Here is a 24,131-nt window from a genome sequence, read left to right on the forward strand (position 1 = left end):
GATCAACAGCGATGGCAGCGACCATGCATGCTTTTGCCAATGCCGCGGAACTGGCCGCCAACCTTGCAGACAAGGTAGCGGACACGCTTTCCAAGGCGATCGCAGCGAAGGGAACGGCCACTATCGCCGTTTCCGGCGGCTCCACGCCGAAGGCCTTCTTCCAGGCGCTTTCGACGCGGGACCTCGACTGGCCGAAGGTGACGATCACGCTCGTCGACGAGCGTTTCGTGCCTGCGACCAGCGACCGCTCCAACCATCTGCTGGTTGCCAGCAACCTGCTGCAGAACAAGGCAAAAGCGGCGCGGTTTCTGCCGCTCTTCCACGACACGGGCTCCGCGGAAACGGCCGCGAAGCTTGCCGCCGCGGAGACGGCATCGATCGGCAACCCGTTCGATATCGTTATCCTCGGCATGGGCGGCGACGGTCATACCGCCTCGTTCTTCCCGGGCGGCAACAACCTGGCCGTTGCGCTGGATCCGAAGACGCCGCGCGGCATCATCACCATGGAAGCGCAGGATGCGGGCGAACCGCGCCTGACCTTCACTTTCTCCAGCCTTCAGGACGCCAAGCTCCTGGTGCTTCATATCGAAGGCCAGGGCAAGAAGGACGTGCTGACGAAGGCTGAAGGCGCCGGAGACGAGGCAGACATGCCGATCCGGGCCGTGCTGCGGCGGGCGGCAACGCCTGTCGATATCTACTGGGCTCCGTAACACCAAGCCTTCGGGCCGAGCCGCGAACATACAATTTGAACAGCAACCAAGGCAGGATAACTCCCATGTCCGCTAACGCACGCATTTCTGCGATCACGTCCCGCATTGTCGAGAGATCAAAACCGACGCGCGAGCGATATCTGGAGCGCCTGCGCGGCGCGGCATCGAAGGGTGCCGTCCGGTCCATCCTCGGCTGCGCCAACCTTGCGCATGGCTTTGCGGTCTGTTCCCCCGCCGAAAAGGATGCGCTCGCCGGCGACCGCGTTCCGAACCTCGGCATCATCACCGCCTATAACGACATGCTCTCGGCCCACCAGCCGTTCGAGACCTATCCGGCGATCATTCGCGAAGCAGCGGCCGAAGCCGGCGGTATCGCCCAGGTCGCGGGCGGCGTGCCTGCCATGTGCGATGGTGTTACCCAGGGACAGCCGGGCATGGAGCTCTCGCTCTTCTCGCGCGACCTGATCGCCATGTCGGCGGGCGTCGGCCTGTCGCACAACATGTTCGATGCGGCGCTGTTCCTCGGCGTTTGCGACAAGATCGTTCCGGGCCTGGTCATCGCCGCCCTCTCCTTCGGTCACCTGCCGTCGATCTTCGTGCCCGCAGGCCCGATGACGACGGGCTTGCCGAACGACGAGAAGTCGCGCGTGCGCCAGCTCTATGCCGAAGGCAAGGTCGGCCGCGCCGAGCTGCTGGAAGCTGAATCCAAGTCCTATCATGGCCCAGGCACCTGCACCTTCTACGGCACCGCCAATTCCAACCAGATGCTGATGGAAATCATGGGCTTCCATCTGCCGGGTTCGTCCTTCATCAATCCCGGCACGCCGCTGCGCGAAGCGCTGACCCGCGAGGCCGCCAAGCGGGCGTTGGCGATCACCGCGCTCGGCAACGAGTTCACGCCAGCCGGCGAGATGATCGACGAACGCTCTGTCGTCAACGGCGTCGTCGGCCTGCATGCGACGGGTGGCTCGACGAACCATACGCTGCATCTCGTGGCGATGGCGCGTGCGGCTGGTATCCAGCTGACCTGGCAGGATATCGCCGAGCTGTCCGAAGAGATCCCGCTGCTGGCCCGCGTCTATCCGAATGGTCTTGCCGACGTGAACCACTTCCATGCGGCAGGTGGCATGGGCTTCCTGATCAAGGAGCTGCTGAAGCAGGGCATGCTGCATGACGACGTGCGCACCGTCGCCGGTCAGGGTCTCGAGGCCTATACGATCGACGCCCGGCTCGGCGAGAACAACACTGTCGTGCGCGAGCCCTCCCCCGAGAAGAGCCACGATCCGAAGGTGCTCGCCAGCATCGAGACGCCGTTCCAGGCGAATGGCGGCCTGAAGATGCTGCGCGGCAATCTCGGCAAGGCGGTCATCAAGATCTCCGCCGTCAAGCCGGAGCGCCACATCATCGAGGCACCGGCGATCGTCTTCCACAGCCAGCAGGAACTGCAAGACGCCTTCAAGGAAGGCAAGCTCAACCGCGATTTCGTCGCCGTCGTGCGCTTCCAGGGTCCGAAGGCAAACGGCATGCCTGAGCTGCACAAGCTGACGCCGCCGCTCGGCGTGCTGCAGGACCGCGGCTTCCGCGTGGCGCTGCTGACCGACGGGCGCATGTCCGGCGCGTCGGGCAAGGTTCCGGCCGCCATCCACGTCACCCCCGAGGCTGTCGAGGGCGGCCCGATCGCGCGCATCAAGGATGGCGACATCATCCGCCTCGACGCGATCCGCGGCACGCTGGAAGTGCTCGTCGACGCCGCGACCATGGCCGAGCGCGAGCCGGTGACGGCCGATCTCTCCGAAAACGAATACGGCATGGGCCGCGAGCTCTTCGCGCCCTTCCGCCGGGCGGTCGGTGCTTCCGACCACGGGGCGAGCGTCCTCTTCCACTGAAACGAAAAAAGCCCGCGAGACGATCGCGGGCTTTTTCTTTCGTGCCTTGCAGCCGATCAGCCGCGAACGTCGAGGACGTAGTCGCGATGAGCGGGATGCGTGCTGTAGACGAAGATCTTGTTCAGCTCCTTCTGCGTCAGCAGGCGCAGGAAGCGGACTTCGACCGTGTTGTTGGCATTCACCCGCATCAGCATGCAGCCGACCTTGGTGATGCGCGCATCCGGAATGTCGAGATAGAACTGCTTCGGCAGATTGAACTGCGTCAGGATAGCAAGAACAGCCGAGCTCATCGAGATGCGGATGATATCGCAACGGCGCGAGGCCATGTGCATGACGCCCTTCTCGGTATATTCGAGACGCGCCGCGTTCATCGTGTCCTCCATTTTGAACCGCTGTTCGCGGTCGTACATGAAGGATTCTTCCTTATTCAAAAAATGCCCAGATGGCGATGGATTGGCAATACCCAAGACCGTAACCCCACTCAATACAATGGGGGAATGCTAGCAGCCGGGACTTAACAGAAGGTATTGCAGAGACACGTTTGGGGGCTTGTTTTCAAAGCCCCCAAATTTGGCCGCGACATCCTCAGCGGCGATAGGTGCGGCCTTCGGCATCGAAGAGATGCAGCTTCTGGCGATCGGCTGAGAACCGCATCTTCTGACCCTTCTTGATGTCGATGGTGCCGGGCAGCTTGACGATGATCGGTTCGCCCTGAACGAGGCCTTCGATATAAAGCAGCGTCACTTCGCCGAGCGCTTCGACGATCGAGACTTCGCCCTCGAACAGGTAGTCGTCGCCCGAGGCGATAATCAAATCCTCGGGGCGCACGCCGAAGCTTGCCGACTTGCCCTTCTCCGATGCCGCCGTTGCGATATCGAGCGTGACCGACTTGCCGCCGGTGAGCGTCACCGTCGTGGCGCTACCGGCCTCGGCAACGACAGCCGGGATAATATTCATGGCCGGCGAGCCGATGAACTTGGCGACGAAGAGGTTTGCCGGACGCTCGTAGAGTTCGAGCGGGGCGCCGACCTGTTCGATATGGCCAGCTGAGAGAACGACGATGCGGTCCGCCAGCGTCATCGCCTCGACCTGGTCGTGGGTGACGTAGATCATCGTCGTATCGGCCATCTGCTCGTTCAGACGGGCGATCTCGATACGGGTTGCGACGCGAAGGGCCGCGTCGAGGTTCGACAGCGGTTCGTCGAAGAGGAAGACCTTCGGGTTGCGGCAGATGGCACGGCCGATGGCGACGCGCTGGCGCTGACCGCCGGAGAGCGCCTTCGGGAGGCGGTCGAGATATTTGGTGAGCTGCAGGCTTTCGGCGGCGGCACGTACGCGGCGGTCGATCTCCTGCTTGCTCTCACCGGCGATCTTCATGCCAAAGGCCATATTATCGAAGACAGTCATGTGCGGGTAGAGCGCGTAGGACTGGAAGACCATGGCAATGCCGCGCTTCGACGGCGGCACGTCATTGACGTGCTGGCCGTCGATATACATGTCGCCGCCGGTGATATTTTCGAGGCCGGCAATCATGCGCAGCAGCGTAGACTTGCCGCAGCCGGAAGGACCGACGAAAACGATGAACTCGCCCTGATTGATCTCAAGGTCGATGCCGTGGAGCACGTCCACGGAACCGTATGACTTGCGAATTTCCTTAAGCGACAGTCCTGTCATCAGTGCCTCCCTCTGATTTCTTAGGCGAGCCGGGCGAAATATGCGCCCCACGCCGGAATATCGATCTTCCCACCGTAGTTATTGCTGGTGAAGCCGTGACCCGTCAACGCCTGCCAGTTGCCCTCGGGCAGCGCCACGGCGGTTTCGGCAGCGCCCATATTGAAAACGCAAAGCAGCTTCTCGTTTCCATACTCGCGCATAAAGATCAGCGCGTCACCCTGCGGATCGGCAAAGGCGATCTCGCCCTTGGCAAAGGCCGGGAACTGCTTGCGGAAGGCGAGGAAGCGGCGGTAGTGCTCCAGCACCGAGTTCTCGTCGCCCTGCTGAACGCTGACGGCGCGCAGGATGTGCTCGACCGGAACCGGCAGCCACGGCTTGACCGTGGAGAAACCGCCCTGAGCGACCTGGCTATCCCAGACCATCGGCGTCCGGCAGCCGTCGCGACCCTTGAATTCCGGCCAGAACTGGATGCCGTAGGGATCCTGCAGATCCTGATAGGCGAGGTCGGCTTCGGTCAGCCCGAGTTCTTCGCCCTGATAGAGGCAGACAGAACCGCGCAGCGTCATCAACAGCGAGGCATATTGCTTGGCGAAGGCATCGTGATCGGATACCAGCGAGCCCCAGCGGCTGACATGGCGCATGACGTCATGGTTGGAGAAGGCCCAGCAGGCCCAGCCATCGGGCGCCGCACGGCCGAAATCCTTCATCACCTCTTCGACGCGGTCGGGCGACAGCGGATCGGGCGCCAGGAACTCGAAGGCATAGCACATATGCATCTTGTCGTTTCCGGACGTATATTCGCCGACGATCTCCAGGCCGCGCTGGCTGTCGCCGACTTCGCCGACGGCGGCGATCGCCGGAAACTCTTCGAGCACGGCGCGGAAGCGCTTCAGGAACTCGAGATTTTCAGGGCGGTTCTTGTCGTAGATATGCTCCTGGAAATTATAGGGGTTCACGGCCGGCGCAGTGGAAGCGTTGCGGCGCTCAGGCGCCAGCGCCGGGTTGTCGCGCAACTGCTTGTCGTGGAAGTAGAAGTTGATCGTATCCAGGCGGAAGCCATCGACGCCGCGCTTCAGCCAGAAGCGCACGACATCGAGCAGGCGGTTCTGCACCTCCGGATTATGAAGGTTCATGTCCGGCTGCGAGGTCAGGAAGTTGTGCATGTAATACTGCATGCGCGTCGGATCCCACGCCCATGCGGAGCCGCCGAAGATCGACAGCCAGTTGTTCGGCGGCGTGCCATCCGGCTTCGCATCCGCCCAGACATACCAGTCGGCCTTGGCATTGGTGCGGCTCGATCTGCTCTCGACGAACCAGGGATGCTGGTCCGACGAGTGCGAGATGACCAGATCGATCATGACCTTGATGCCGAGGCGATGGGCCTCGGCGATCAGCGTGTCGAAATCGACGAGCGTGCCGAAGATCGCATCGACATTCTCGTAATCCGACACGTCGTAACCGAAGTCGCGCATCGGCGATGTGAAGAAGGGCGAGATCCAGATGGCGTCGGCGCCGAGGCTTGCGACATGCGGCAACCGGGCGGTGATGCCCTTGAGGTCGCCGATGCCGTCGCCGTTGGAGTCCTGGTAGGAGCGCGGATAGATCTGATAGATCACCGCGCCACGCCACCAGTCCTTGTCGTCAGCCAGTTGGGGTTGAGATGCCACGCTCATGTGCTTTCCTATGCGAAGTCAGGTCTTGGGATTGATCAACCGCCCTTGACCGAGCCCGCCAGCAGGCCGCGCACCAGATACCGTTGCAGCGCGAAGAAGACGCAGAGCGGCACGATGATGGTGACGAAGGCCGAGGCCGTCAGGATTTCCCAGTTGCCGCCGCGCGAACCGAGGAGCGCATTGAGCGCACCTGTAAGCACGAGGTGTTGCCTGTCGGTGCCGAGGAAGACCATGGCGACGAGCAGGTCGTTCCACACCCACAGGAACTGGAAGATCGCGAAGGACGCGAGCGCGGGGAAGGACAAGGGCAAAACGATTTTCACGAAAATCTCGAAATCGCTGGCGCCATCGACGCGGGCGGACTCGATGATCTCCTTCGGCAGCCCCGCGATATAGGCGCGGAGCAGATAGATGGCGAGCGGCATACCGAAGGCGGTATGCGCCAGCCAGATGCCGGGATAGGTCTTGGACGGCGCGTCGAGCAGCATGCCGACCTGATTGTAGAGCCGCAGAAGCGGGATCAGCGACATCTGCAGCGGCACGACGATGAGGCCGACGACGAGCGCGATCAGCAGCGCGCGGCCGGGGAATTCCATCCAGCTCAGCGCATAGGCCGCGAAAGCCGCAATCAGGATCGGGATGATCGTTGCCGGGATGGTCACCGTCAGCGAGTTGATGAAGGACTGGCCGATCCCCTCGCCCGTCAAAACGGTGCGGTAATTGTCGAGGGTGAATTCCGGCGGCGTCGAGACCGCGACATAGACGCGGCGGCCGGCATCATCATCGGTAAAGGCAGCCGGCTTGGAATAGCGGTAGCTACCATCGGCATTGACCTGCAGCGACAGGCCCTCGCCGAGATCGGCGGTTTCGCCGGCCTTGTAGGCGGAGGGCTGCTGGACGCGGGTGCCGAAGGCGGTCAGCGAATGACCTTCCTGGCCCTGCAACAGGTTGCCCGCGATCACATAGGTCGCGCCTTCCTGTTTCTGCTGGTCGACGCCGCCGACGCGGGCGGCGACCGTGCGGGTCGAGCCGGCAAAGGAGGTCCACCAGCCGGAGACGACGATCTGGTCCTTGTCGCGCAGCGCGCTGACGAAGATGCCGAGCGTCGGGATCAGCCAGATGATTACGATCAGGAGAACGCAGGCGTGAACGAACAGACGGGCGGGGCCGATCTTGAAGAAGCTTGCAGTCGCAGTCATCTCAGTGGCCTCCGAGTTCGCGGTTGGCGCGGCGGACGTTCCAGACCATGATCGGCGTCACGGCCAGCATGATGATCAGCGCGATGACGGCGCTTCGGCCGGAATCCCCGCCTCCGCGGAACATCCAGTCGAACATCAGGTTGGCGAGCACCATGGTCTGCCACTGGCCGTTGGTCATCGTCAGAACGATGTCGAAGACCTTGAGGACGAGAATGGTGATGGTCGTCCAGACGACGGCGATCGTGCCCCAGACCTGCGGCACCATGATGCGCCAGAAGATCTGCCAGCCATTGGCACCGTCGATAACGGCGGCCTCGATCGTCTCCTCGGGAATGCCGCGAAGGGCAGCCGAGAGGATGACCATGGCGAAGCCGGTCTGGATCCAGATGAGGATGACCATCAGGAAGAAATTGTTCCAGAAGGGAACCGAGATCCAGACTTCGGGCGTGCCGCCGAAGAGCTGGACGATAGCGTTCAGCAGGCCGATCTGGACGTCGTTGCCGCCGCGATATTCGTAGATGAACTTCCAGATGACGGAGGCGCCGACGAAGGAAATCGCCATCGGCATGAAGACGATGCTCTTGGCGATATTGCCCCACCAGATGCGGTCGGTCATCACGGCGATGACGAGCCCGAAGAAGGTGCAGGCGGCGGGTACGACGGCAAGCCAGAGGATGTTGTTGAAGATCGACTGGCGGAATTCGCGATCGCCCAGCGCCCACTGATAGTTGGCGAAGCCGACGAAATTGACGCCCGAGCGATCATAGAACGACAGGATCAGCGTCGCGACGACGGGATAGACGAGATAGACGACGAGCAGAAGCAGCGCCGGGCCGATGAACAGCCAGGGGCGGATCAAGCCGCGGCGATTGAGATTGCGCGATGCGGCGCGGATGTCGCCATCCTTCACCGGCAGCGCCAGATCCAAGATCTTGTTCGAGAAATAAAAGTAGGCCGAGCAGGCGAAAACCGCCACGACCACCACGCCCAAAGCGGAAACTATCTGCGATAGCATTCGTCCCTCCCCTGCTACCCCTGTCTATCTGAAGGGCTTACGCCGGCCTGCGTCAACTTCTCTACGCGTTTGACCACAGTGCTGGCGCCGGCCGAACCCCTTTGAGGATCCGGCCCTGCATGCAGCGATGCCGCGGCCGAGCCGCGGCATCTGACAACGATGATTACTTGATGGCGTCCCAGGCAGCCTGGATTTCCTTGCCGGTATCTTCGGCAGACTTGCCGCCGACGAAATCGACCATGCCGGTCCAGAAGGCGCCGGCGCCGATCTTGCCCGGCATCAGGTCCGAACCGTCGAAGCGGAAGGTCGTGGCAGTGGTCAGGATTTCGCCTTCGCGCTTCATCTGCTCGTTGGCGTAAGCCGCGGTGCTGACACCCTTGTAAGGCGTCAGGAAGCTCGACTGAGCCATCCAGACTTCATGAGCGATCGGGGTCTTCAGGAAGTCGACGAAGGCGCGGGCCGTCTTCGAGTCCTTGGCGATAGAGACCAGCGTGCCTGCACCGAGAACCGGCTTGCCGAGATCGGCATGCGAGGCATAGGTCGGCATGTAGAAGAAGTCGGCGTCCTGGCCGAGCTTCGTGCCTTCCGGGAAGAAGGACGGGATGAACGAGGCCTGATGATGCAGGTAGCACTTCGGCGGAACGGCGAAGAGGCCCTTCGGGCTGTCGCGGAAGTCGGTCGAAGCCACGGCTGCAACGCCGCCATCGACATACTTCTCGTTCTTGGCGAACTTGCCGAATTCCTCGATCGCAGCAACGACGGCCGGATCGGTGAACTTCACTTCGTTCGTCGTCCACTTGTCGTAGACGTCAGGCTTCTGCGTGCGCAGCATGATGTCTTCGATCCAGTCGGTCGCCGGCCAGCCGGTCGCGCCGCCAGAACCGAGACCGATGCACCACGGAACGCCGCCGTCCTTGACGATCTGATCGGTGAGCGCGAAGAGCTCTTCCATGGTCGTCGGGACCTTGTAGCCCGCTTCCTTGAAGTTTTCAGGCACATACCAGACCAGCGACTTCACGTCGGCCTTGTAAGGGAATGCGTAGAAGCCTTCCTTGCCGTCCTTGCCCTTGTAGGTGCCGTAGCCGACCCAGCTGTCGCCGGCGCCGTAGTTGTCCTTGACCCACTTCGAGGTATCGTCGCCGAGCGGCGTCAGGAAGCCCTTGCTGGCGAGGTCAGCAAGAAGGCCCGGTTGCGGCAGGATCGCGACGTTCGGCGGCGAACCGGCCTGGGTGTCGATGACGATCTGCTGCTCGTAGTTTTCCGAGGACGAGTAGGTGGCTTCGATGCCGGTCGCTTCGGTGAAATAAGCAAGAATGCTGCGGAAGAAGGCTTCATCTTCGCCGCGCCACGGTCCGAAGATCGTCAGCGGCTGACCCTTGAGGTCGGCATGCGATGCCTTGAATTCGTCGTAGCTCTTCCAGTTGAACTTGGCGTCCTGCCCCGGAGGAAACTTGAGATCGGCAGCAGAGACGCTACCTGCAAAAAGCGCCGCCGCAGCGACGCCCATCAGAAAAATCTTTTTCATGTGATCAACCTCCCATCACAATCCCAACCGCACTTTCAGCCTCTCACCGGAGCCTTTCAAAGCGCTTTGACAACAAAGTCATTCCACTTTCCTCCGAACGGAGTCAAGCTAATTCGCGAATACCGCGCAAACACTGGCAAATTTCGCGTTGCAGCAACGCTTACACGGGAATATGGAGCGATTTTTCTTGAGTCAAGCGGACCAAATGCTACATAATTTAAAAGCGCTTTGAACGGTCCGGGAGAAACCGTTGCGTGCAGAAACCGGCGGAGGAAGCATAGCACGTGAATCTCAAACAGCTATCGGAATTGCTCGGTCTTTCCCAAACGACCATCAGCCGCGCCCTCAATGGCTACCCCGAAGTCAATGAGGCGACGCGCGAGCGTGTGCTCCAGGCTGTCAAGGAAACCGGCTATCGCCCGAACAAGGCGGCCCAGCGTCTGGCGACCGGCAAGGCCGGCTCGATCGGCCTCGTCATGCCGACCGCTCCCGGCCATCAGTCCGACGTGCATTTCGGCGAATTCCTGGCGGGGCTAGGCGAGGAAGCGCTGCGTCACGACTTTCATTTCGTGATCATGCCATCGGACCCCGATGACGAGGTCGGCGCGCTGCGGCGGCTGGCGATCAGCGGCAATGTGGATGCGCTGTTCGTCGCCTATATGCGCGGCCACGATCCCCGGCTTGCGATGCTGAAATCGCTTTCGACGCCCTTTGTCGTCCATGGCCGGTCGCATGGAACGGAGCCCGACTATCCCTATCTCGACATCGACAACGAAGCCGCCTTCTACGATGCGACGAAGCTCCTGCTGCAGCTCGGGCATACGCGCTTCGGGCTGATGAACGGCCCGGCGCATCTGGATTTCGCGATCCGGCGGAGAGAAGGCGTCGAGGCGGCACTTGGCGAGCGCGGGCTGCATCTCAGCGAGGACTGCATGAGCCATTCGCTGATGACGGACGAACAGGGGATGGTGGCGATGGAACAGTTCCTGCAGTTGCCGGAGCGGCCGACGGCGATCCTCTGTTCAAGTACGGTGCTGGCGCTCGGCGCCATCCGCGCCGTAAACCAGGCGGGACTGAAGCTCGGCGAAGACATCTCGCTGATCGCCCATGACGACGTGCTGCCGCTTCTGAAGCCTGAGAATTTCTCGGTGCCGCTGACGACGACGCGCTCGTCGCTGCGCGCCGCGGGCGCCCGCATCGCGCAGCGCCTGATCGGAACGGTCAAGCAGACTGCCGCCTTCCCCGAGCAGGAGCTCTGGAAGGCGGAACTGATCGTCAGGGGATCGACAGGCCCTGCCCCGCGCAGCTGATCAGAACTGCGGCGGCTTCTGGCCGGCGGTGCGGTGAGCGGCAATCACGGTATTGGCCATCAGCATGGCGATCGTCATCGGGCCGACGCCACCCGGAACCGGGGTGATGACCGAGGCGACCTGTTCAGCTTCCGCAAAGGCGACGTCGCCGACGAGGCGGGTCTTGCCCTCACCCTTTTCCGGTGCCGGGACGCGGTTGATGCCGACATCGATGACGGTTGCGCCGGGCTTCACCCAATCGGCCTTGACCATCTCGGGACGGCCGACGGCTGCAACCAGAATATCGGCATTGCGGCAGACGGCCGGCAGATCCTTGGTGCGCGAGTGCGCGATGGTGACGGTTGCATTGGCGTTCAGCAGCAGCTGCGCCATCGGCTTTCCGAAGAGGTTCGAGCGGCCGATCACGACGGCGTTCAGACCGGAGAGGTCTTCACCATGCGTGCGGCGAACGAAGACCATGGCGCCGGCCGGCGTGCAGGAGACGAGACCGGTTTCGAGATCGCCGGTGGCGAGCTTGCCGGCGTTGACAACGTGCAGGCCGTCGACATCCTTTTCCGGCAGGATCGACTGGATGATCGGCTCGCTGTTCAGCGGCTTCGGCAGCGGCAGCTGCACGAGAATGCCGTGGATCGAGGCGTCATCGTTCAGCGATGCGACGAGAGCGGCAAGCTCTTCCTGCTTCGTTGCGGCCGGCAGCGTGTACTGCACAGACTTGAAGCCGCATTCCTTCGCCATCTTGCTCTTGGAATTGACATAGGCATGGCTTGCCGGATCATCGCCGACGATCACCACTGCAAGACCCGCCTTCACGCCGCTCTGCTTTTCGAGCGATGCCGTCGCCGCCTTCACGGTTTCGATCACCGAAGCGGCTACCTGCTTGCCATCGATCACTGTCGTCACGCGTCTCTCCCGCCTGTGCCATCGCGTGCGAAGCTAGGCCTTCGCCCGCCACGCCGTTTGCCTCAGAACGCCCTATCCTGTTTAAAAGCGGCAAATGCAAGGGCAATGATGCCGCCGCGTGAGGAGAAATCGCGGTTAGCGGCCAGTTGCCGCATAGCTCTGGAAGCGGCTGCGCAACTCTGCCAGTTCGGCCCGCAGCGCCGTGAGATCGTCCGGCTGCTCCGGCTCGGGCTCCGGCTGCTGGACGGCGGGCGGCTCGACGATCACCGGGATATCCAGGAGATCGAGCGGGTCTTCCTGTCGCTTGCGAAACAGGCCTGACAGCATCGAGGCGGCAAGACCGAGGATCAGGCCGATGCCGCCGCCGATCGCGGAGCGAAGGGGCGTGCTGTAGCCGGTCGCGATCGCGAAGACCTGCGGAGCAGCCTGCATGGAGATATTGCCGTCGCCCATGCCAGCCTGAGGCAGGGTCGTATCGAGCCGCGACTTGGCTGCATCCGCCTTGTCGCGCAATTCGGTCAGCTTGGCGAGATCGACGCCGGTATCGCGGCTCTGGGCGATCAGGCCGTTGCGTTCGTCGCTGAGCTTGCGGCGTGCGTCGACGGCGGATTTGGCGTCGACGGCGGCGTCTTTCGCCTGCACCGAGAGTTCGCGGGAGAGCTTGTCGCGGAGACCATCGACGATCCCCTGCTGGGCAAGAAGCTTCGGGTGACGCGGGCCGAGATCGATCGAGAGCTGCGAAAGCGTTGCCTTCTCGGCGGCATATCTGTCACGCGCGTCCAGCAGCACTGGCGACATCATATCGGTGGGCAGCACGCCATCGACGACATCGGCCGGTTTGGCCGCCTTCAGGCGATCGGCGCGCTCCTTCGAGAGGGTAATACGCTGTTCGGCAACCTTGAGATCGGCATCCAGCTGGTTGATCCGCTGCTGAAGGTCGATGGCAACCTTGACGTTGCCTTCACCGGTCTTGGCCGTGAAGGCGTCAAGTTCGGCGCGGGCCTGCTCATAGGCCTTCTTCAACGTGCCGTCCGATCCGGCAGCGCTGCCTGCCGGCGACGCGAGCAGCATGCCTGACAGGCGCGCGGCGATCTGGCGGGATTTCTCGGCGCTTGCGGTGGAGACATTGAGCCTGACGAGCCCGGTGCCGCCATCCGGCACGGCTTCGACGGCTGCTGCCAGAGACGCCTCGGCGCGGGACGCGGCGTCTGCTGCCGCCCCGTTGCCGGACAAAAGATCGAGGGCGATACCGACGGCGTTGGGCTTCTCGCCAGCGAATTCAGGATCGCGGTCGAGCTTCAGCGACGCCACGGCCGTGGCGATCATCGGGGCGGAGACCAGCTTCTTCGCGGCCGCCTGCGTCAGCGCCGGACGGGTCGCCGTATCGCCGCCGACATGCAGCACGGTGGCGGCGGCATAGCGGACGGGCGCCTGCGGCATCATGAGCGGAAAGGCCGCGCCGAGCATCAGGCCAACAAGCGCAAACGCAATCGGCTTCAAGGGAAGATGGAGCGGCTCGTCATCGACGGCTGCGGGGATGTCATTGGTATTGGCGGGGACGAATACCGGTTCCGGCAGCTGCGGGACGGCGGCAGGCTGGACCGGGGGCTTTTCTGCTTTCGCCGGCTGCGATGGCGCGTCATTGGCGGGCACGAACTGCGGAGCGAGAATGGCTTCGATACGGCTTGCCAGCGGAGCCTCTGCCCTCGCCCGCGCCTGGCGTTGCTCTTCGAGCGCCTTTTCGATGACACGCAGCAATTCGGCTTCGGAGGGACGAACCGCAGGCGCATGATCGCCGCGCGATGCTTCCCGCGCGCCGAGCGGGGCGCCTGTCCGTCTGCCGTTCAATGCCTTATTGTCATACATGGATGCCACTTCTCACGCACGTGATGGTCCGGCCATTACCCGCGGCTCAGCGAGTATTAATCAAGCCTAAACAATCATGGCAAAGAAATGGTTAATGAACGGTTCAGGAGGCCGCTATTGATGCGTGCCGCTGCGCTTCTGCGGCGGCAGAGAATTGCCGCGATCACCATCGAGTTTCAACATCCGCTCGCGCCGGCTGAACCGGTATTGCAGAACATGAAACAGGAAGACCGGAATGCCGACGACATAACGGCGCCAGAGGCGGGACGGCTCCTGGACCAATCGGTAGGCCCATTCGAGCCGCATCATGCGCACCGTTTCCGGCGCGCGCGGGATCTCGCCCGAGACGAAATCGAAGAGCGCGCCGACCGTCAGCACGAGACGGGCATGCTCCGGGCGGACATGGCGATGCGCCCACTTTTCCTGCAGCGGCGTGCCCATGCCGATGATCAGCATGTCGACCTTCTGGGCGTCGAGCTCGGCGATGACATCGACGGGATTGTCCTTGTCGAAATAACCATCGGAAATGACGACGAATTCGTGCCACGGCGCATGCTTGGCGAAATTCGCCGCAGCGCGCTCGACGACGGCGCGCTTGCCGCCGATCAGGCCGACGCGGCGCGGCGTTTCCATGAAGGTCAGAAGTGCGGGGACGAAATCCGTGCCGTTGAGGTTGGCCGGGAACGGACCGCCATGCGACACCTGCGAGGCGATGTTGAGGCCGATACCATCGGGCAGGACCAGGTTCTGTTCGAGGATGTCGCGATACTCCGGATCGCGCAGCGTCATCAGCATGTTGTGGGCATTGACGAAGGAGATGACCGTCTGGCCGACCGGCAGTGACGCCAGCTCATTGATGAAGACGAGCGCGTCGTCCCATCCGAGATCGCAGACCGGCACGTCGAAAATCGTGCGGCGCGAGGCCATAACCGCGAAATTCGCGATCAGATTCATCCCAACCTCCTGCAGGGGGTGCTTCATGCGCCGAGCATCCCGGAAAACAAGCGACAGACGGCACTCCTGCCGGTGATGGCGGGGAGCGTGGCTGGCAGAGCCTGCAGCCGCTATCCCGGATGCAGAGCCATGACTGGCCTGAACCAAGGGTATATCAGCTCAATTTCAAACAACCTTTAGGAAAACCCGTCGCATTGCGGGAACCGGGGAAAGGAACGGTTAACCATCGCCGCCCCAAAAACGCGGATGGCGCCCGTGGGCGCCATCTCGATCTGGACCATGAATACGATCAGTGCGCGGCCGGCGCCGCTGCCGCATCCTCTGCAGGTGCCGCTTCGACGATCTTGACCGGCTTGCCCATCTTCGGCTGCTGGCCGGAGGTGGCGGCCTTCTGATCTTCCTTCGAGAGATAATCGAGCTGCTGCAGCATGACGTCGGCGATGTAGTCGCCGCCCAGCCGCTCGTTCATGCCCTTCTTGACCGCATCGCGGAATGCCTGCGGATCGAAGGATTTCACCTTGCTGATATCGACCATCTTGTTGCCGACGAGCAGCGTGAACAGCTGATCCGTCGTCATTTCCGTCAGCGGCAGCGTGGCGCCCTTCACGACATCCTTGTTCATCATGAAGTTCAGCTGGCCGATGAAATAGCCGGTTACCGCGCCATCGCCGATGATCGGAATGGTGACGGTCTCGCCTTTGACAAGCTCGAGCTGCGCCTGCTTGGAATCGTCCGGCGGCGGCGCTGGCGCGGTGGCCATCTTCACCGAGAAATAGACCGAAGCCAGCGTGATCACGCAGACCCAGATGCCTGTAAAGACGAGTTTAAGCATCAGTTATCACGCGCGACGAATTGTTCCTGGGAATAGGTACCGTCGGCATCCGCATCCTGCACGGCGCTCTTCAGGAGATCGGCCACGGCACGGACGGCTTCGAGGTGAGCCTCGACGCGGCGCGCGTTGAGCGTCAGCTTCTTCTTCAGACCATGCAGCTGGTCGAGATGCGAAGCGGCAAGTTCAGCCGGATCGGTATCGCGGAACAGCATCGACAGCTCATACAGGCAACGGCTCTTGTGCGCGTTCGATACCTTGAGGTCGAACTGCGGATCGGCACCGATACGCGTATTCTCGTTATCGATGATCATTTCCAGGCGGCCGAGGACCGATTTGATACGATATTCGTTCGAGATTATTTCCATTTTTATCCTCGGCTATGCTTCTTTACTGGACTTGGTCTCCGCCGTCGGCGTGCCAAATGTCTTGCGCTGGAATTCGTCGATCATGCTGAAGGCGACCTTGCGGTCATCCTGGTCGGCAGTGGCGTTGACGATGCCGCCTTCCTTCTTGCGAAGGGCATCGTGATAGAGCTGCTTGGCGATGCCGATGCCGTCACCCTTGGAGATGACGTTACCGAGCTGCTCGGCCATCATGCCCTTCCAGATGTCGCCGGTGGCGCCCTTGCCGTAGACCTGCTCGCTATCGCTCGGCAGCATGTTCTTGATGAAGTTCTGCAGAACCATCGATTCGAACTTCCGGTAGGTTTCCGGAATCTGCTCGGTCTTTTCGCGGTTCTTGACGTCGTCGAGGCCGGTTTTCGCCGTGCTTTCGAGACCTTCGATCTTCGAGGAGAAGCCATTGCCGTTCTCGGCAAGGCTGGTTGCCCGGAACGCAGCACGGGCTGCCTTCAGTTTCTCCTGGGCGGCCGCGACCTCTGTCGGGTCGGCAGCTTTGACAACGTCCAGGACAAGATCACTGGGGGGCGAGATAGCCAACGTCACAATCCTCTAATGTAAGGTTGTGGCGATTATTATTTTTGAAGCTTGCTGGAGGCTGGCGTTGCAAATTTCTGGTCGATGATATCGTAGACCGCATTGTCATCGGCCTCGCGGCGCTCGGATTCCAGGGCTTCTTTCATCCCCTCCTCCAGCCTGTCGCCCTTTGCACGCTCGCGCTGCAGGCGCATTTCGTGCAGCTGCTGGATGCCCGTCAGCTGTTTGTCCTTGGTGCTGAGTCGCTCGAAGCGGTCGGCATAGCTCTGCGAGAAGGCGCGGTGAATCGGATCGACGGAGCCCAACGCGTCGATGACATTGTCCATCGACTGGTTGACCTCAACGCGCTGGCGCGCCGTTTCGGCCAGGTCGTATTCGGCCATCTGCTCGAGATGACGCTGCACCGCGACCAGGCGCTTCAGCTTCTGAGACCGGGTCTGTTCCGCCATTGCTCTAGAGCCCTATGAAGACGGTGGGGAAGGATTGCGCAAACTGGCTGATCAGCGCCGCGACCGAGAAATAGAACAGGAAAAGCCCGCCGAGCAGCAGATATGGCGTCGAGATGAAGTAGACCGGGATCTGCGGCGCCAGCTTATTGATGAAGCCGATCGAGACATTGAACATCATACTGTAGATCAGGAACGGGCTCGAGAGCCGGAGCATGATGTAGGTGGTCGAGACCAGCGTATCGGTGAGCGAGATCAGGTTGGCGCGCATGTCGCCGGGGCCGCCGAAGGGCATGGTCGTGTAGGAATCGACCAGCGCCTTGAAGACGATGTGATGGAAATCCATCAGGAAGAGAACCATGATGCCGGCGAAGGTGATGAAACCGGACAGGCTGGTTTCCTGCGAATCTTCGACGACGTCGTTGCCGGCCGGCGAGGTGTAGCCGACCATCATGGCGATGATCGTCGCCGCGAACTGGAAGCCCATCGTGTAGACGCGGGCGAGCAGGCCGTACATGACGCCGATCAGCGATTCGGTGAAGATCAGGCCGATATAGGTGGCGCTGGTGCCGCTGACGGAGGGATAGACCGTATCCCACATCATCGGCAGCAGGGCGAGAGAGAGGCCGGCGGCAACGAAAACCCGCAGGATTTCAGGCACGCGTGCCGAGGAAAACCCCGGCATCGCCAAGACGCAACCACCAACCCTGCAAAAGATCAGAAAGAGCGCAAGGATGGTGCCCTGCGGGTCTGTTATCATGAAACCGAGCCCAAAATCTTTATCTCGATGCCCTTCGCCAACTCGACGTGGGACAGAACCGGAAGCGTCGCGAACAAGCGTTCGATGATCATGCGCACATAGGAGCGCGTTTCCGGCGACGTGACAAGGCAGAAAGGCAGGCCGCGATCCATGAATTCACGGATAACCTTCGTCGCCTGCTCGCTGAACTCTTCGAGAGCACGCGGATCGATGTCGAATTCGACAACTTCGCCCTTGTTGTCGCGCTTCAGAGCCTGGTGGAAGGCGAGATCCCACTTGCTGCCGAGTCGCAGGACGCGGAGCACACCGTTATCGGCAAGGTCGCCGCAGATCTGCTGCGCCATGCGGATGCGGACGTGTTCGACGATCTGCTCGGTCTTGCGAACATGCGGCGCGAGTTCGGCGACGGCTTCGAGTATCAGATGCAGGTTGCGGATCGAGACGCGCTCGGCGAGCAGCAGCTTCAGCACCGCCTGCAGGCCCGAATAGGACATGTGCGAGGTGCAGATTTCGTCCGCCAGCTTCTTGTATTCCGGATCGAGCCGGTCGATCAGCACCTTGACGTCCTTATAGGACAGGAGCTGCGGCAAGTTGTTGCGGATGACTTCGCTCATATGCGTCAGGACGACGGAGACGTTGTCGATCGGCTGGAAGCCTTCGCGCTTCAGATCTTCGGTAAAGGCTTCGAGAACCGAAACCGCAGGCATGCCGAAAGCGGGTTCGCGGATTTCGTCTCCCGGAATACGCGGCTTGCGGCCCGAGCCGGTGACGACCAGCACTTCGCCGACACGCAGCTGGTTCGAGGCGACGGTCGTGCCATGGATGCGGATCTGGTAGGACTTTTCGGCGATCGCGATATCGTCGGTGACCTTGATCTCGGGAACGACGAAACCGTATTGCGTCGCGAACTTCTTACGCATCTTGCCGACGCGGAAGGCGAGTTCCTGATGCGCGCCGAGCAGGCGGGTCGAGACCATCTTGCCCAGTGCGAGCTCGATTTCCGAGGTGCGCAGGACAGACTTGACCGAGTCCTTCTCGAGCTCCTTGCTCTGGACGACCTTCTTTTCTTCCTGTTCGCGGCGGATCTTGTTCTCAGCCTCGATCTGGCGCGGGATGAACCAGGCGCCGAAAGCCATCAGGCCGCCGAGCAGCATGAAGGGGACGGTCGGCAGACCGGGCATCAGGCCGAGGATCGCCATGAGGGCGGCCGAGACCGAGAGCGCGCGCGGATAGCCGGAGAGCTGACCGATAACCGCTTCGTCGGTGGAGCCGACATTGCCGCCGCGCGAAACCAGGAGGCCTGCAGCGAGCGAAACGATAAGAGCCGGCATCTGCGACACAAGACCGTCGCCGACCGACAGCTTGACGAAGACGTCGGCCGCTTCGCCGATCGGCATGCCGTGGCGGAAATAGCCGATGATGATGCCGCCGAAGACGTTGATGCCGGTGATCAGAAGGCCGGCGACAGCATCACCGCGCACGAACTTGGACGCACCGTCCATGGCACCGAAGAAGGAGCTTTCTTCTTCGAGTTCCTTACGGCGGCGCTGTGCTTCCTTCTCGTCGATGATGCCGGCAGAAAGGTCGGCGTCGATCGACATCTGCTTACCGGGAATGGCGTCCAAGGTGAAACGCGCGCCGACTTCCGCGATACGCGTCGCACCCTTGGTGATGACGATGAAGTTGATGGTGATCAGGATCAAGAAGACGATCAGACCGATCACGAAGTCGCCGGACATGACGAGGCTTGCGAAGCCGGCGATAACGCCACCGGCCGCATCATGACCTTCGTTGCCGTGCGAAAGGATGACGCGCGTCGTGGCGATGTTCAGCGCCAGTCGCGTCATGGTCGCGATCAGCAGAATGGTCGGGAAGGACGAGAATTCCAGCGGCTTCTTGATCCACAGCGCGACCATGAGGATCAGCACCGAGAAAGCGATCGAGAATGCCAGGCCGAGGTCGATCAGAAATGGCGGAATCGGCAGGAAGAGAATGCAGATGATAACGATGATGCCGAAGGCAAAGCCGATATCGCGCAAACTCGGTGCGGATTTGGGAAGCGGTAGTGCAGGTGGTTGCGCCATAACTGGTTCCGTCTCTTCATGAGAGGGGGCGGATACCGGGACCCGCCCTATTCGGATCGACAGTTAAATGGCGAAGCTTGCGCGAAGATGGCTCAGAAGCCGGACTGGATGCGCGAAAAAACCATGTCCGTGAAGATCGAAATCTGCGAGCCGACGAAGGGCGCCGAGATGCCGACGGTGATCAGGACGGCGACGATCTTCGGAACGAAGGTCAGCGTCGCTTCCTGGATCTGCGTGAGGGCCTGAATGAGCGCGATGATCAGACCGACGACCATGGCCGCAGCAACCGCGGGGCCCGCCGCGACAAGCACGGTCCAGATGGCTGCCTGGAACAGATCGAGTGCATCAGCTTCATTCATCAGGCAACCTCATATCGCCTTGGGAGAAAAGTCCGGCGCGAGCCGGACTTAGGTGTTGGACGAGCTGCCAGAGCTGCCGCTATCGCCTGTCGGGGTCGTTGCCGGCGCCGAATCAGAGATCGTGACGCCAGTCTGGACGAGAATTTTACCGCCATCCTTCGTCGTTGCAATGATGCCGTCGGAATAAACCTTGACCGAGGAGATGACGCCTTTGACGCTACCGTCCGCGCTTTCCATGTACTTGCCGATATAGCTGCCGGCCTGAGTGAGGCTGGAGCTGGAAAGCAGCGTGTCGAGCTTGGTATTCGTCTGGATCGTCTGTTCGACCTGCGAGAAGCTGGCGAGCTGAGACATCTGCTCGCTAGCGTCCACGGGATCGGTCGGATCCTGGTTCTTCATCTGCGCGATCAGCAGCTGAAGGAAGTTATCGTAGTTCAGCGTCGCCTTCTGCTGCGCAGAAGACGTGCTGCTCGACGAGGACGAAGTGTCCGTCGCTCCGACGCCGCTTACCGCCATGGTGCGATCTCCTTGCGGATCTGTTCGACCATCGCCGGCGCCATTTCCTGCGTGTTGAGGATGTTGTCCTCAATGGCGTAGAGCGAGCGGATCGCCTTGAGAGCATCAAAGGCGCGGCCGGTCGAAACCAGACCGTCGATGCGCTTCAGTTCGGCCAGAACTTCCTCGTTGCGGAAGCAGGTCAGCAGCATGGTGATCGACTTGCGGAACATCGCCGTCGACTGTTCCTTGCCTTCCGGGTTGATGAGGATCATCTGCGCGATGAAGTAAAGCTGGCGCAAAGGCGTCGTGGCATCTTCCGGCTGCAAGACGTGATTTTCGAGAAGGAAGGTCACATCATTCAGGAATTCCAGCGCGACCTTGCGGTCAACGCGCAAAACCGCGCCGTTGATGAAGATTCTTTCCCCGGCTTTAAGCGAAATGCGAAGTGTACTTTTCATTTAAGTCCATCCCTGATGATGGTGGTAATGTCGATAATGCCCTGGTAGTTGTCCGATTGCCGCCGTCTGATCCTGTCGCATTCCTTCAAAATCCAGATTGCGATCGAAATCAGATTGGCGCGGAGCTCAATCTCAAGCTGATTGTCCGGGTGCTTCAAGTCCTCCACGAAGCTGACCCAAACGCGGCGGGTGTAAAACAGCGCCTCGATGGCTTCCCGGCCGTATTTTCCCTTGTCGCGCGCCGCGGCAAGCATTTCGATAGACCGATCGAGAACTTGTCGTTCCCTTTCTTTTGCATCGGCCACCGAGTCTTGCATGACCTCGGCATAAGAGAACTGATACATTCATGCATCCTTCTAGGTACCTTTGATCATCAAAGGTAGTTTACGAGGCTCAACTGCTGGATCTTCGAGATGATCGTGTAAGAGGTCTGAAGCTGGGTTTCCATGTTCTTGACGATCGTGGTCGCCTCGACCGGATCCACGCCCGTGAGATCGATGAGTTTGCCCTGCAGAATAGTCGACTGCGCATCCAGTGCGTCGTTGGACTTCGTCACACGCTCCTGCGAGAGACCGAGCTGGCTCTGCTGGCCCGTCAGACCGTCAACGGCCCGGCCTGCATAGTCAATTGCACCATCCGACAGACCTGCCATGCCGGCCGTTCCGAGACCCTGGCCAGCCAGGGCCTGCGTCATGATCGTCGCCATGGCGAAATAGCGCATGCCGTCCGAATTGGCATTGGTCGAAGACGTGACGACTTCCGAATTGCTGATGCGGCTGGTCATGTTCTGGTTTGATGCAGAAGACCAATCGCCCCAGGCCGGCGGGTTCGTGACGTAAGCGCCTGACGTCGGCACCGGTGCGCCGACCGGATAGCCTGCCGGCAACGTGTCACCGGTAAACATCGGCTCGACGAACGTCGTCATGAAATTCTTCATGTCGGTTTCATCGAGATCGGCAACCGTCTTGGGATTGCCGGTGACGGGATTGGTCAGGCCGCTGGCATAGGCCTGCAGATTGGTCTGCATGGCGCTGATTGCTGCGGAGCTCTGATCTGTCAGCGGCGGCACATCGGTGTTGACGCCGGAGAAGAGGTATTCGCCGTTGGCAGACGAGTTCGCAGTCCCCATCAGCGTCGAGAACGCGCTGGATGCCTGCTGCAGTGTAACGCTGATCGTCGTCGCGCTTTCGCTGCCCTTAAGCGCCGTCAGCTTGGCCATCAGATCGTCGGCAGAGCTGTTCAGGTCACCGAGACCGTTCTGCGACATTTCCAGGCGAAGGTTGACGACGGAATTGCTGTCCTTGATCGACTTGATACGATCGATTTCGCGATTGAAGTCGATGCTCTTTGCCGTGTTCACACCGAGCGCTACGCCGACGTCGGCGTACATCTTGGTGCTGGCCTCGACTGCCGACTGAACCATCTGGTTCTGCGACTGACGGATCGTCAACCGCATGGCGTTCTGAATGGCTGAACTAGAAATGAATGAGCTTTTCATCGTTAACTCGCAATATCCAGCAATGACTTCAGCATTTCATCGACGGCGTTCAAAATCTTCGTCGCCGCCTTGTAGGACTGCTCGATATCGAGCATCAGCGTCAGCTCCTCGTCGAGGTTGACGCCAGTCTCATTTGAATAGGCCTGGTCCGAGCGCGACAGAGCAGCCGACGTGTTCTCAGAGGCATCGCTGGCGCTGCTGCGGTACTGTTCGAGCCAACCGACAGAGTTGGCGGCAAAGTCCATGATGCTGACGTTGGAATCGATGCCGGAGCCGGTGTTGAAACCGACTACGCCGGTACCCGGGTCGAAATCGACCTTCGCGCTCATGGCATTGTAGTATTTGTCGAGCTGCGCCGTGTAACCGCCATTGCCCGTAGGATTCGTATTGAAATAGGGCGGCGTCGTCGGGGCAGGTACCGGATCGTTGATCGAACCGTCACGAAGCTTCATGGGGTCACCACCTTGCGAGGTGATGACCGCGGAGCTTACCTTGATCGAACCTGCCAAGCCTGAGATGATCGGGCTGGTTGCCGGGTTCGTGCTCGTATCGATCGGCGGCATTCCTCCGACAGCGCCGGTCGAATCCGTCCATGTGAACAAGCCTGGCTTCGTCGAACTGCCATCGGAGTTGGTCTCCGCGAACATGTTGATGAGGCCCTTGGCGATTTCGTCCAGCTGGTTCTGGAACTTCGGCGCGACATCATCGCGAATCTGCAGAAGCGCCTGAAGGCTTCCCTGGCCGGAGGTCGTGCCGCCCTGCCCCATGGCGAGAGCCACGCCGTCAATATAGACACCGTTGCCCTTGTCGCTCGCCTGGTAGGTCGGCGTCGGCGTGAATTGAACCGAGCGCGGAACGGTGTCGAAGAGTACGACGCCATCGGCGGTGTAAAGCGCCATGTCGTTGCCGCTGCGCGACACCGGATTGACGCTGACGATGCTGGAGATCTGCTTCAGCAGCTTGTCGCGCTGATCCAATGCATCCGACGGGTCGGAGTTGGTGTTGACTGCGTTCTTGACAGCGTTGTTGGCCGTCTCGAACTGCGAGAGCAACGAGTTCAGCGTGTCAACCTGGGTCGCGATCGACTTGTCTGCGGCCGCTCGGGTATTCTGAACCGATGCCGTAGCGTTGTTCAGCGAGTTTGCAAGGTCTTGCGCTGCGCTGATCGCGCCCTGTGCGGCGACGGCGTTGTTCGGGGACGTCTGGAATGCGCCGAGCTTTTGCTGGAAGGCGGCGAGGTATGAGGACGGGGACGTCTCATAATCGTTGCCGCCGAGAACGCTCTTTACATCTTCCAGACCGTTCAACAGCGTCTGCTGTGCACTGTCCTGCGAGTTGCTTGCAAGGTACTGGCGCAGGAGAGCATCCTCCTGCGCACGGTCGATCTTGACTACCGATGCGCCATCCAGCGACGTGCTGATCATCGCCTGCCGGCGCACATAGTCCTTGTTGCCGGCATTGGCGATATTCCCCGACACGATCGCGCTCTGCGTGCCCGTGTTGTTGAAGATGCTTTGAGCCGTATTAAGTGCTGACGTGAGCGACATGG

At 61.1% G+C, this 24,131-nt stretch carries 24 protein-coding genes; 3 read left to right on the forward strand and 21 right to left on the reverse strand.

Annotated elements, in window-relative coordinates:
• Window positions 1-11 precede the first annotated feature (11 nt).
• Both pgl and edd read left to right on the forward strand, forming a co-directional pair.
• Window positions 12-710 (forward strand): 6-phosphogluconolactonase, encoded by a 699-nt coding sequence (gene pgl / locus F2982_RS06090; protein WP_203429571.1) that lies wholly within the window; start codon window positions 12-14, stop codon window positions 708-710.
• Window positions 711-775: 65 nt separating this feature from the next.
• Entirely contained in the window at window positions 776-2,596 is a 1,821-nt protein-coding gene (gene edd, locus F2982_RS06095; protein ID WP_203429572.1) for a phosphogluconate dehydratase, read from the forward strand.
• Between the two features lie 56 nt (window positions 2,597-2,652).
• Here edd and F2982_RS06100 read toward each other — a convergent pair whose 3' ends face one another.
• The 6 genes from F2982_RS06100 to F2982_RS06125 form a co-directional block, all read right to left on the reverse strand.
• On the reverse strand, window positions 2,653-3,006 hold the full coding sequence (locus tag F2982_RS06100; RefSeq protein WP_112713222.1) for a hypothetical protein: 354 nt from the start codon (window positions 3,004-3,006) through the stop codon (window positions 2,653-2,655).
• A 175-nt stretch (window positions 3,007-3,181) separates the two neighbouring features.
• Window positions 3,182-4,270, reverse strand: coding sequence for a sn-glycerol-3-phosphate ABC transporter ATP-binding protein UgpC (ugpC, locus tag F2982_RS06105; protein WP_112713224.1), 1,089 nt, complete (start codon window positions 4,268-4,270; stop codon window positions 3,182-3,184).
• 20 nt (window positions 4,271-4,290) lie between these two features.
• Window positions 4,291-5,943 carry an alpha-glucosidase gene (locus F2982_RS06110; RefSeq protein WP_130279043.1) on the reverse strand — a complete coding sequence of 551 codons (1,653 nt, stop codon included), beginning with the start codon at window positions 5,941-5,943 and terminating at the stop codon, window positions 4,291-4,293.
• A 35-nt stretch (window positions 5,944-5,978) separates the two neighbouring features.
• Window positions 5,979-7,142, reverse strand: a complete 1,164-nt coding sequence (locus tag F2982_RS06115; RefSeq protein ID WP_112713228.1) for a carbohydrate ABC transporter permease — start codon at window positions 7,140-7,142, stop codon at window positions 5,979-5,981.
• Window position 7,143: 1 nt separating this feature from the next.
• Window positions 7,144-8,157: a sugar ABC transporter permease gene (locus F2982_RS06120; RefSeq protein WP_130279045.1), complete on the reverse strand. Its 1,014-nt coding sequence runs from the start codon at window positions 8,155-8,157 to the stop codon at window positions 7,144-7,146.
• A 163-nt stretch (window positions 8,158-8,320) separates the two neighbouring features.
• Window positions 8,321-9,682 (reverse strand): ABC transporter substrate-binding protein, encoded by a 1,362-nt coding sequence (locus F2982_RS06125; RefSeq protein ID WP_112713232.1) that lies wholly within the window; start codon window positions 9,680-9,682, stop codon window positions 8,321-8,323.
• Between the two features lie 284 nt (window positions 9,683-9,966).
• On the opposite strand from F2982_RS06125, the gene F2982_RS06130 reads away from it, so the two are divergent.
• Entirely contained in the window at window positions 9,967-10,992 is a 1,026-nt protein-coding gene (locus tag F2982_RS06130; RefSeq protein WP_203429573.1) for a substrate-binding domain-containing protein, read from the forward strand.
• On the opposite strand, the gene folD is transcribed toward F2982_RS06130, so the two are convergent.
• The 15 genes from folD to flgK form a co-directional block, all read right to left on the reverse strand.
• A complete protein-coding gene (folD, locus tag F2982_RS06135; protein WP_203429574.1) occupies window positions 10,993-11,892 on the reverse strand; it encodes a bifunctional methylenetetrahydrofolate dehydrogenase/methenyltetrahydrofolate cyclohydrolase FolD in 900 nt (299 codons plus the stop codon).
• A gap of 135 nt (window positions 11,893-12,027) precedes the next feature.
• Window positions 12,028-13,758, reverse strand: a complete 1,731-nt coding sequence (locus tag F2982_RS06140; protein WP_203429575.1) for a succinoglycan biosynthesis protein exop — start codon at window positions 13,756-13,758, stop codon at window positions 12,028-12,030.
• A gap of 114 nt (window positions 13,759-13,872) precedes the next feature.
• Entirely contained in the window at window positions 13,873-14,712 is an 840-nt protein-coding gene (locus F2982_RS06145; protein ID WP_199626193.1) for a WecB/TagA/CpsF family glycosyltransferase, read from the reverse strand.
• A 289-nt stretch (window positions 14,713-15,001) separates the two neighbouring features.
• A complete protein-coding gene (locus F2982_RS06150) occupies window positions 15,002-15,544 on the reverse strand; it encodes a hypothetical protein (protein ID WP_130279049.1) in 543 nt (180 codons plus the stop codon).
• Window positions 15,544-15,909 carry a hypothetical protein gene (locus tag F2982_RS06155; RefSeq protein WP_112713244.1) on the reverse strand — a complete coding sequence of 122 codons (366 nt, stop codon included), beginning with the start codon at window positions 15,907-15,909 and terminating at the stop codon, window positions 15,544-15,546. The genes F2982_RS06150 and F2982_RS06155 overlap by 1 nt, the downstream gene beginning before the upstream one ends.
• Window positions 15,910-15,921: 12 nt before the next feature.
• Entirely contained in the window at window positions 15,922-16,482 is a 561-nt protein-coding gene (locus tag F2982_RS06160) for a rod-binding protein (RefSeq protein ID WP_112713246.1), read from the reverse strand.
• Window positions 16,483-16,517: 35 nt separating this feature from the next.
• Entirely contained in the window at window positions 16,518-16,928 is a 411-nt protein-coding gene (locus F2982_RS06165; protein WP_112713248.1) for a hypothetical protein, read from the reverse strand.
• Window positions 16,929-16,932: 4 nt separating this feature from the next.
• Window positions 16,933-17,685 carry a flagellar biosynthetic protein FliR gene (gene fliR / locus F2982_RS06170; RefSeq protein WP_112713250.1) on the reverse strand — a complete coding sequence of 251 codons (753 nt, stop codon included), beginning with the start codon at window positions 17,683-17,685 and terminating at the stop codon, window positions 16,933-16,935.
• Complete coding sequence (gene flhA, locus F2982_RS06175) at window positions 17,682-19,769, reverse strand: flagellar biosynthesis protein FlhA (RefSeq protein WP_112713252.1); 2,088 nt, start codon at window positions 19,767-19,769, stop codon at window positions 17,682-17,684. The genes fliR and flhA overlap by 4 nt, the downstream gene beginning before the upstream one ends.
• A 92-nt stretch (window positions 19,770-19,861) precedes the next feature.
• Window positions 19,862-20,128 carry a flagellar biosynthesis protein FliQ gene (fliQ, locus tag F2982_RS06180; protein WP_112713254.1) on the reverse strand — a complete coding sequence of 89 codons (267 nt, stop codon included), beginning with the start codon at window positions 20,126-20,128 and terminating at the stop codon, window positions 19,862-19,864.
• Between the two features lie 48 nt (window positions 20,129-20,176).
• A complete protein-coding gene (gene flgD / locus F2982_RS06185) occupies window positions 20,177-20,644 on the reverse strand; it encodes a flagellar hook assembly protein FlgD (protein ID WP_203429576.1) in 468 nt (155 codons plus the stop codon).
• Entirely contained in the window at window positions 20,635-21,084 is a 450-nt protein-coding gene (flbT, locus tag F2982_RS06190) for a flagellar biosynthesis repressor FlbT (protein ID WP_112713258.1), read from the reverse strand. Before flbT ends, flgD begins: the two co-directional genes overlap by 10 nt.
• Window positions 21,081-21,428, reverse strand: coding sequence for a flagellar biosynthesis regulator FlaF (gene flaF, locus F2982_RS06195; RefSeq protein ID WP_112713260.1), 348 nt, complete (start codon window positions 21,426-21,428; stop codon window positions 21,081-21,083). The genes flbT and flaF overlap by 4 nt, the downstream gene beginning before the upstream one ends.
• A gap of 29 nt (window positions 21,429-21,457) precedes the next feature.
• A complete protein-coding gene (locus F2982_RS06200) occupies window positions 21,458-22,582 on the reverse strand; it encodes a flagellar hook-associated family protein (protein ID WP_199626190.1) in 1,125 nt (374 codons plus the stop codon).
• A 2-nt stretch (window positions 22,583-22,584) separates the two neighbouring features.
• On the reverse strand, window positions 22,585-24,129 hold the full coding sequence (gene flgK / locus F2982_RS06205) for a flagellar hook-associated protein FlgK (protein WP_203429577.1): 1,545 nt from the start codon (window positions 24,127-24,129) through the stop codon (window positions 22,585-22,587).
• Window positions 24,130-24,131: the final 2 nt, after the last annotated feature.

It is taken from the genome of Rhizobium sp. BG4, assembly GCF_016864575.1.
In the GTDB taxonomy this organism is placed as follows: domain Bacteria; phylum Pseudomonadota; class Alphaproteobacteria; order Rhizobiales; family Rhizobiaceae; genus Rhizobium.

Coding starts and splice junctions, on each gene's coding strand:
- pgl (WP_203429571.1), top strand. CDS start 12: ATGGCAGCGACCATGCATGCTTTTGCCAATGCCGCGGAACTGGCCGCC.
- edd (WP_203429572.1), top strand. CDS start 776: ATGTCCGCTAACGCACGCATTTCTGCGATCACGTCCCGCATTGTCGAG.
- F2982_RS06100 (WP_112713222.1), bottom strand. CDS start 3,006: ATGTACGACCGCGAACAGCGGTTCAAAATGGAGGACACGATGAACGCG.
- ugpC (WP_112713224.1), bottom strand. CDS start 4,270: ATGACAGGACTGTCGCTTAAGGAAATTCGCAAGTCATACGGTTCCGTG.
- F2982_RS06110 (WP_130279043.1), bottom strand. CDS start 5,943: ATGAGCGTGGCATCTCAACCCCAACTGGCTGACGACAAGGACTGGTGG.
- F2982_RS06115 (WP_112713228.1), bottom strand. CDS start 7,142: ATGACTGCGACTGCAAGCTTCTTCAAGATCGGCCCCGCCCGTCTGTTC.
- F2982_RS06120 (WP_130279045.1), bottom strand. CDS start 8,157: ATGCTATCGCAGATAGTTTCCGCTTTGGGCGTGGTGGTCGTGGCGGTT.
- F2982_RS06125 (WP_112713232.1), bottom strand. CDS start 9,682: ATGAAAAAGATTTTTCTGATGGGCGTCGCTGCGGCGGCGCTTTTTGCA.
- F2982_RS06140 (WP_203429575.1), bottom strand. CDS start 13,758: ATGTATGACAATAAGGCATTGAACGGCAGACGGACAGGCGCCCCGCTC.
- F2982_RS06145 (WP_199626193.1), bottom strand. CDS start 14,712: ATGAATCTGATCGCGAATTTCGCGGTTATGGCCTCGCGCCGCACGATT.
- F2982_RS06150 (WP_130279049.1), bottom strand. CDS start 15,544: ATGCTTAAACTCGTCTTTACAGGCATCTGGGTCTGCGTGATCACGCTG.
- F2982_RS06155 (WP_112713244.1), bottom strand. CDS start 15,909: ATGGAAATAATCTCGAACGAATATCGTATCAAATCGGTCCTCGGCCGC.
- F2982_RS06165 (WP_112713248.1), bottom strand. CDS start 16,928: ATGGCGGAACAGACCCGGTCTCAGAAGCTGAAGCGCCTGGTCGCGGTG.
- fliR (WP_112713250.1), bottom strand. CDS start 17,685: ATGATAACAGACCCGCAGGGCACCATCCTTGCGCTCTTTCTGATCTTT.
- flhA (WP_112713252.1), bottom strand. CDS start 19,769: ATGGCGCAACCACCTGCACTACCGCTTCCCAAATCCGCACCGAGTTTG.
- fliQ (WP_112713254.1), bottom strand. CDS start 20,128: ATGAATGAAGCTGATGCACTCGATCTGTTCCAGGCAGCCATCTGGACC.
- flgD (WP_203429576.1), bottom strand. CDS start 20,644: ATGGCGGTAAGCGGCGTCGGAGCGACGGACACTTCGTCCTCGTCGAGC.
- flbT (WP_112713258.1), bottom strand. CDS start 21,084: ATGAAAAGTACACTTCGCATTTCGCTTAAAGCCGGGGAAAGAATCTTC.
- flaF (WP_112713260.1), bottom strand. CDS start 21,428: ATGTATCAGTTCTCTTATGCCGAGGTCATGCAAGACTCGGTGGCCGAT.
- F2982_RS06200 (WP_199626190.1), bottom strand. CDS start 22,582: ATGAAAAGCTCATTCATTTCTAGTTCAGCCATTCAGAACGCCATGCGG.
- flgK (WP_203429577.1), bottom strand. CDS start 24,129: ATGTCGCTCACGTCAGCACTTAATACGGCTCAAAGCATCTTCAACAAC.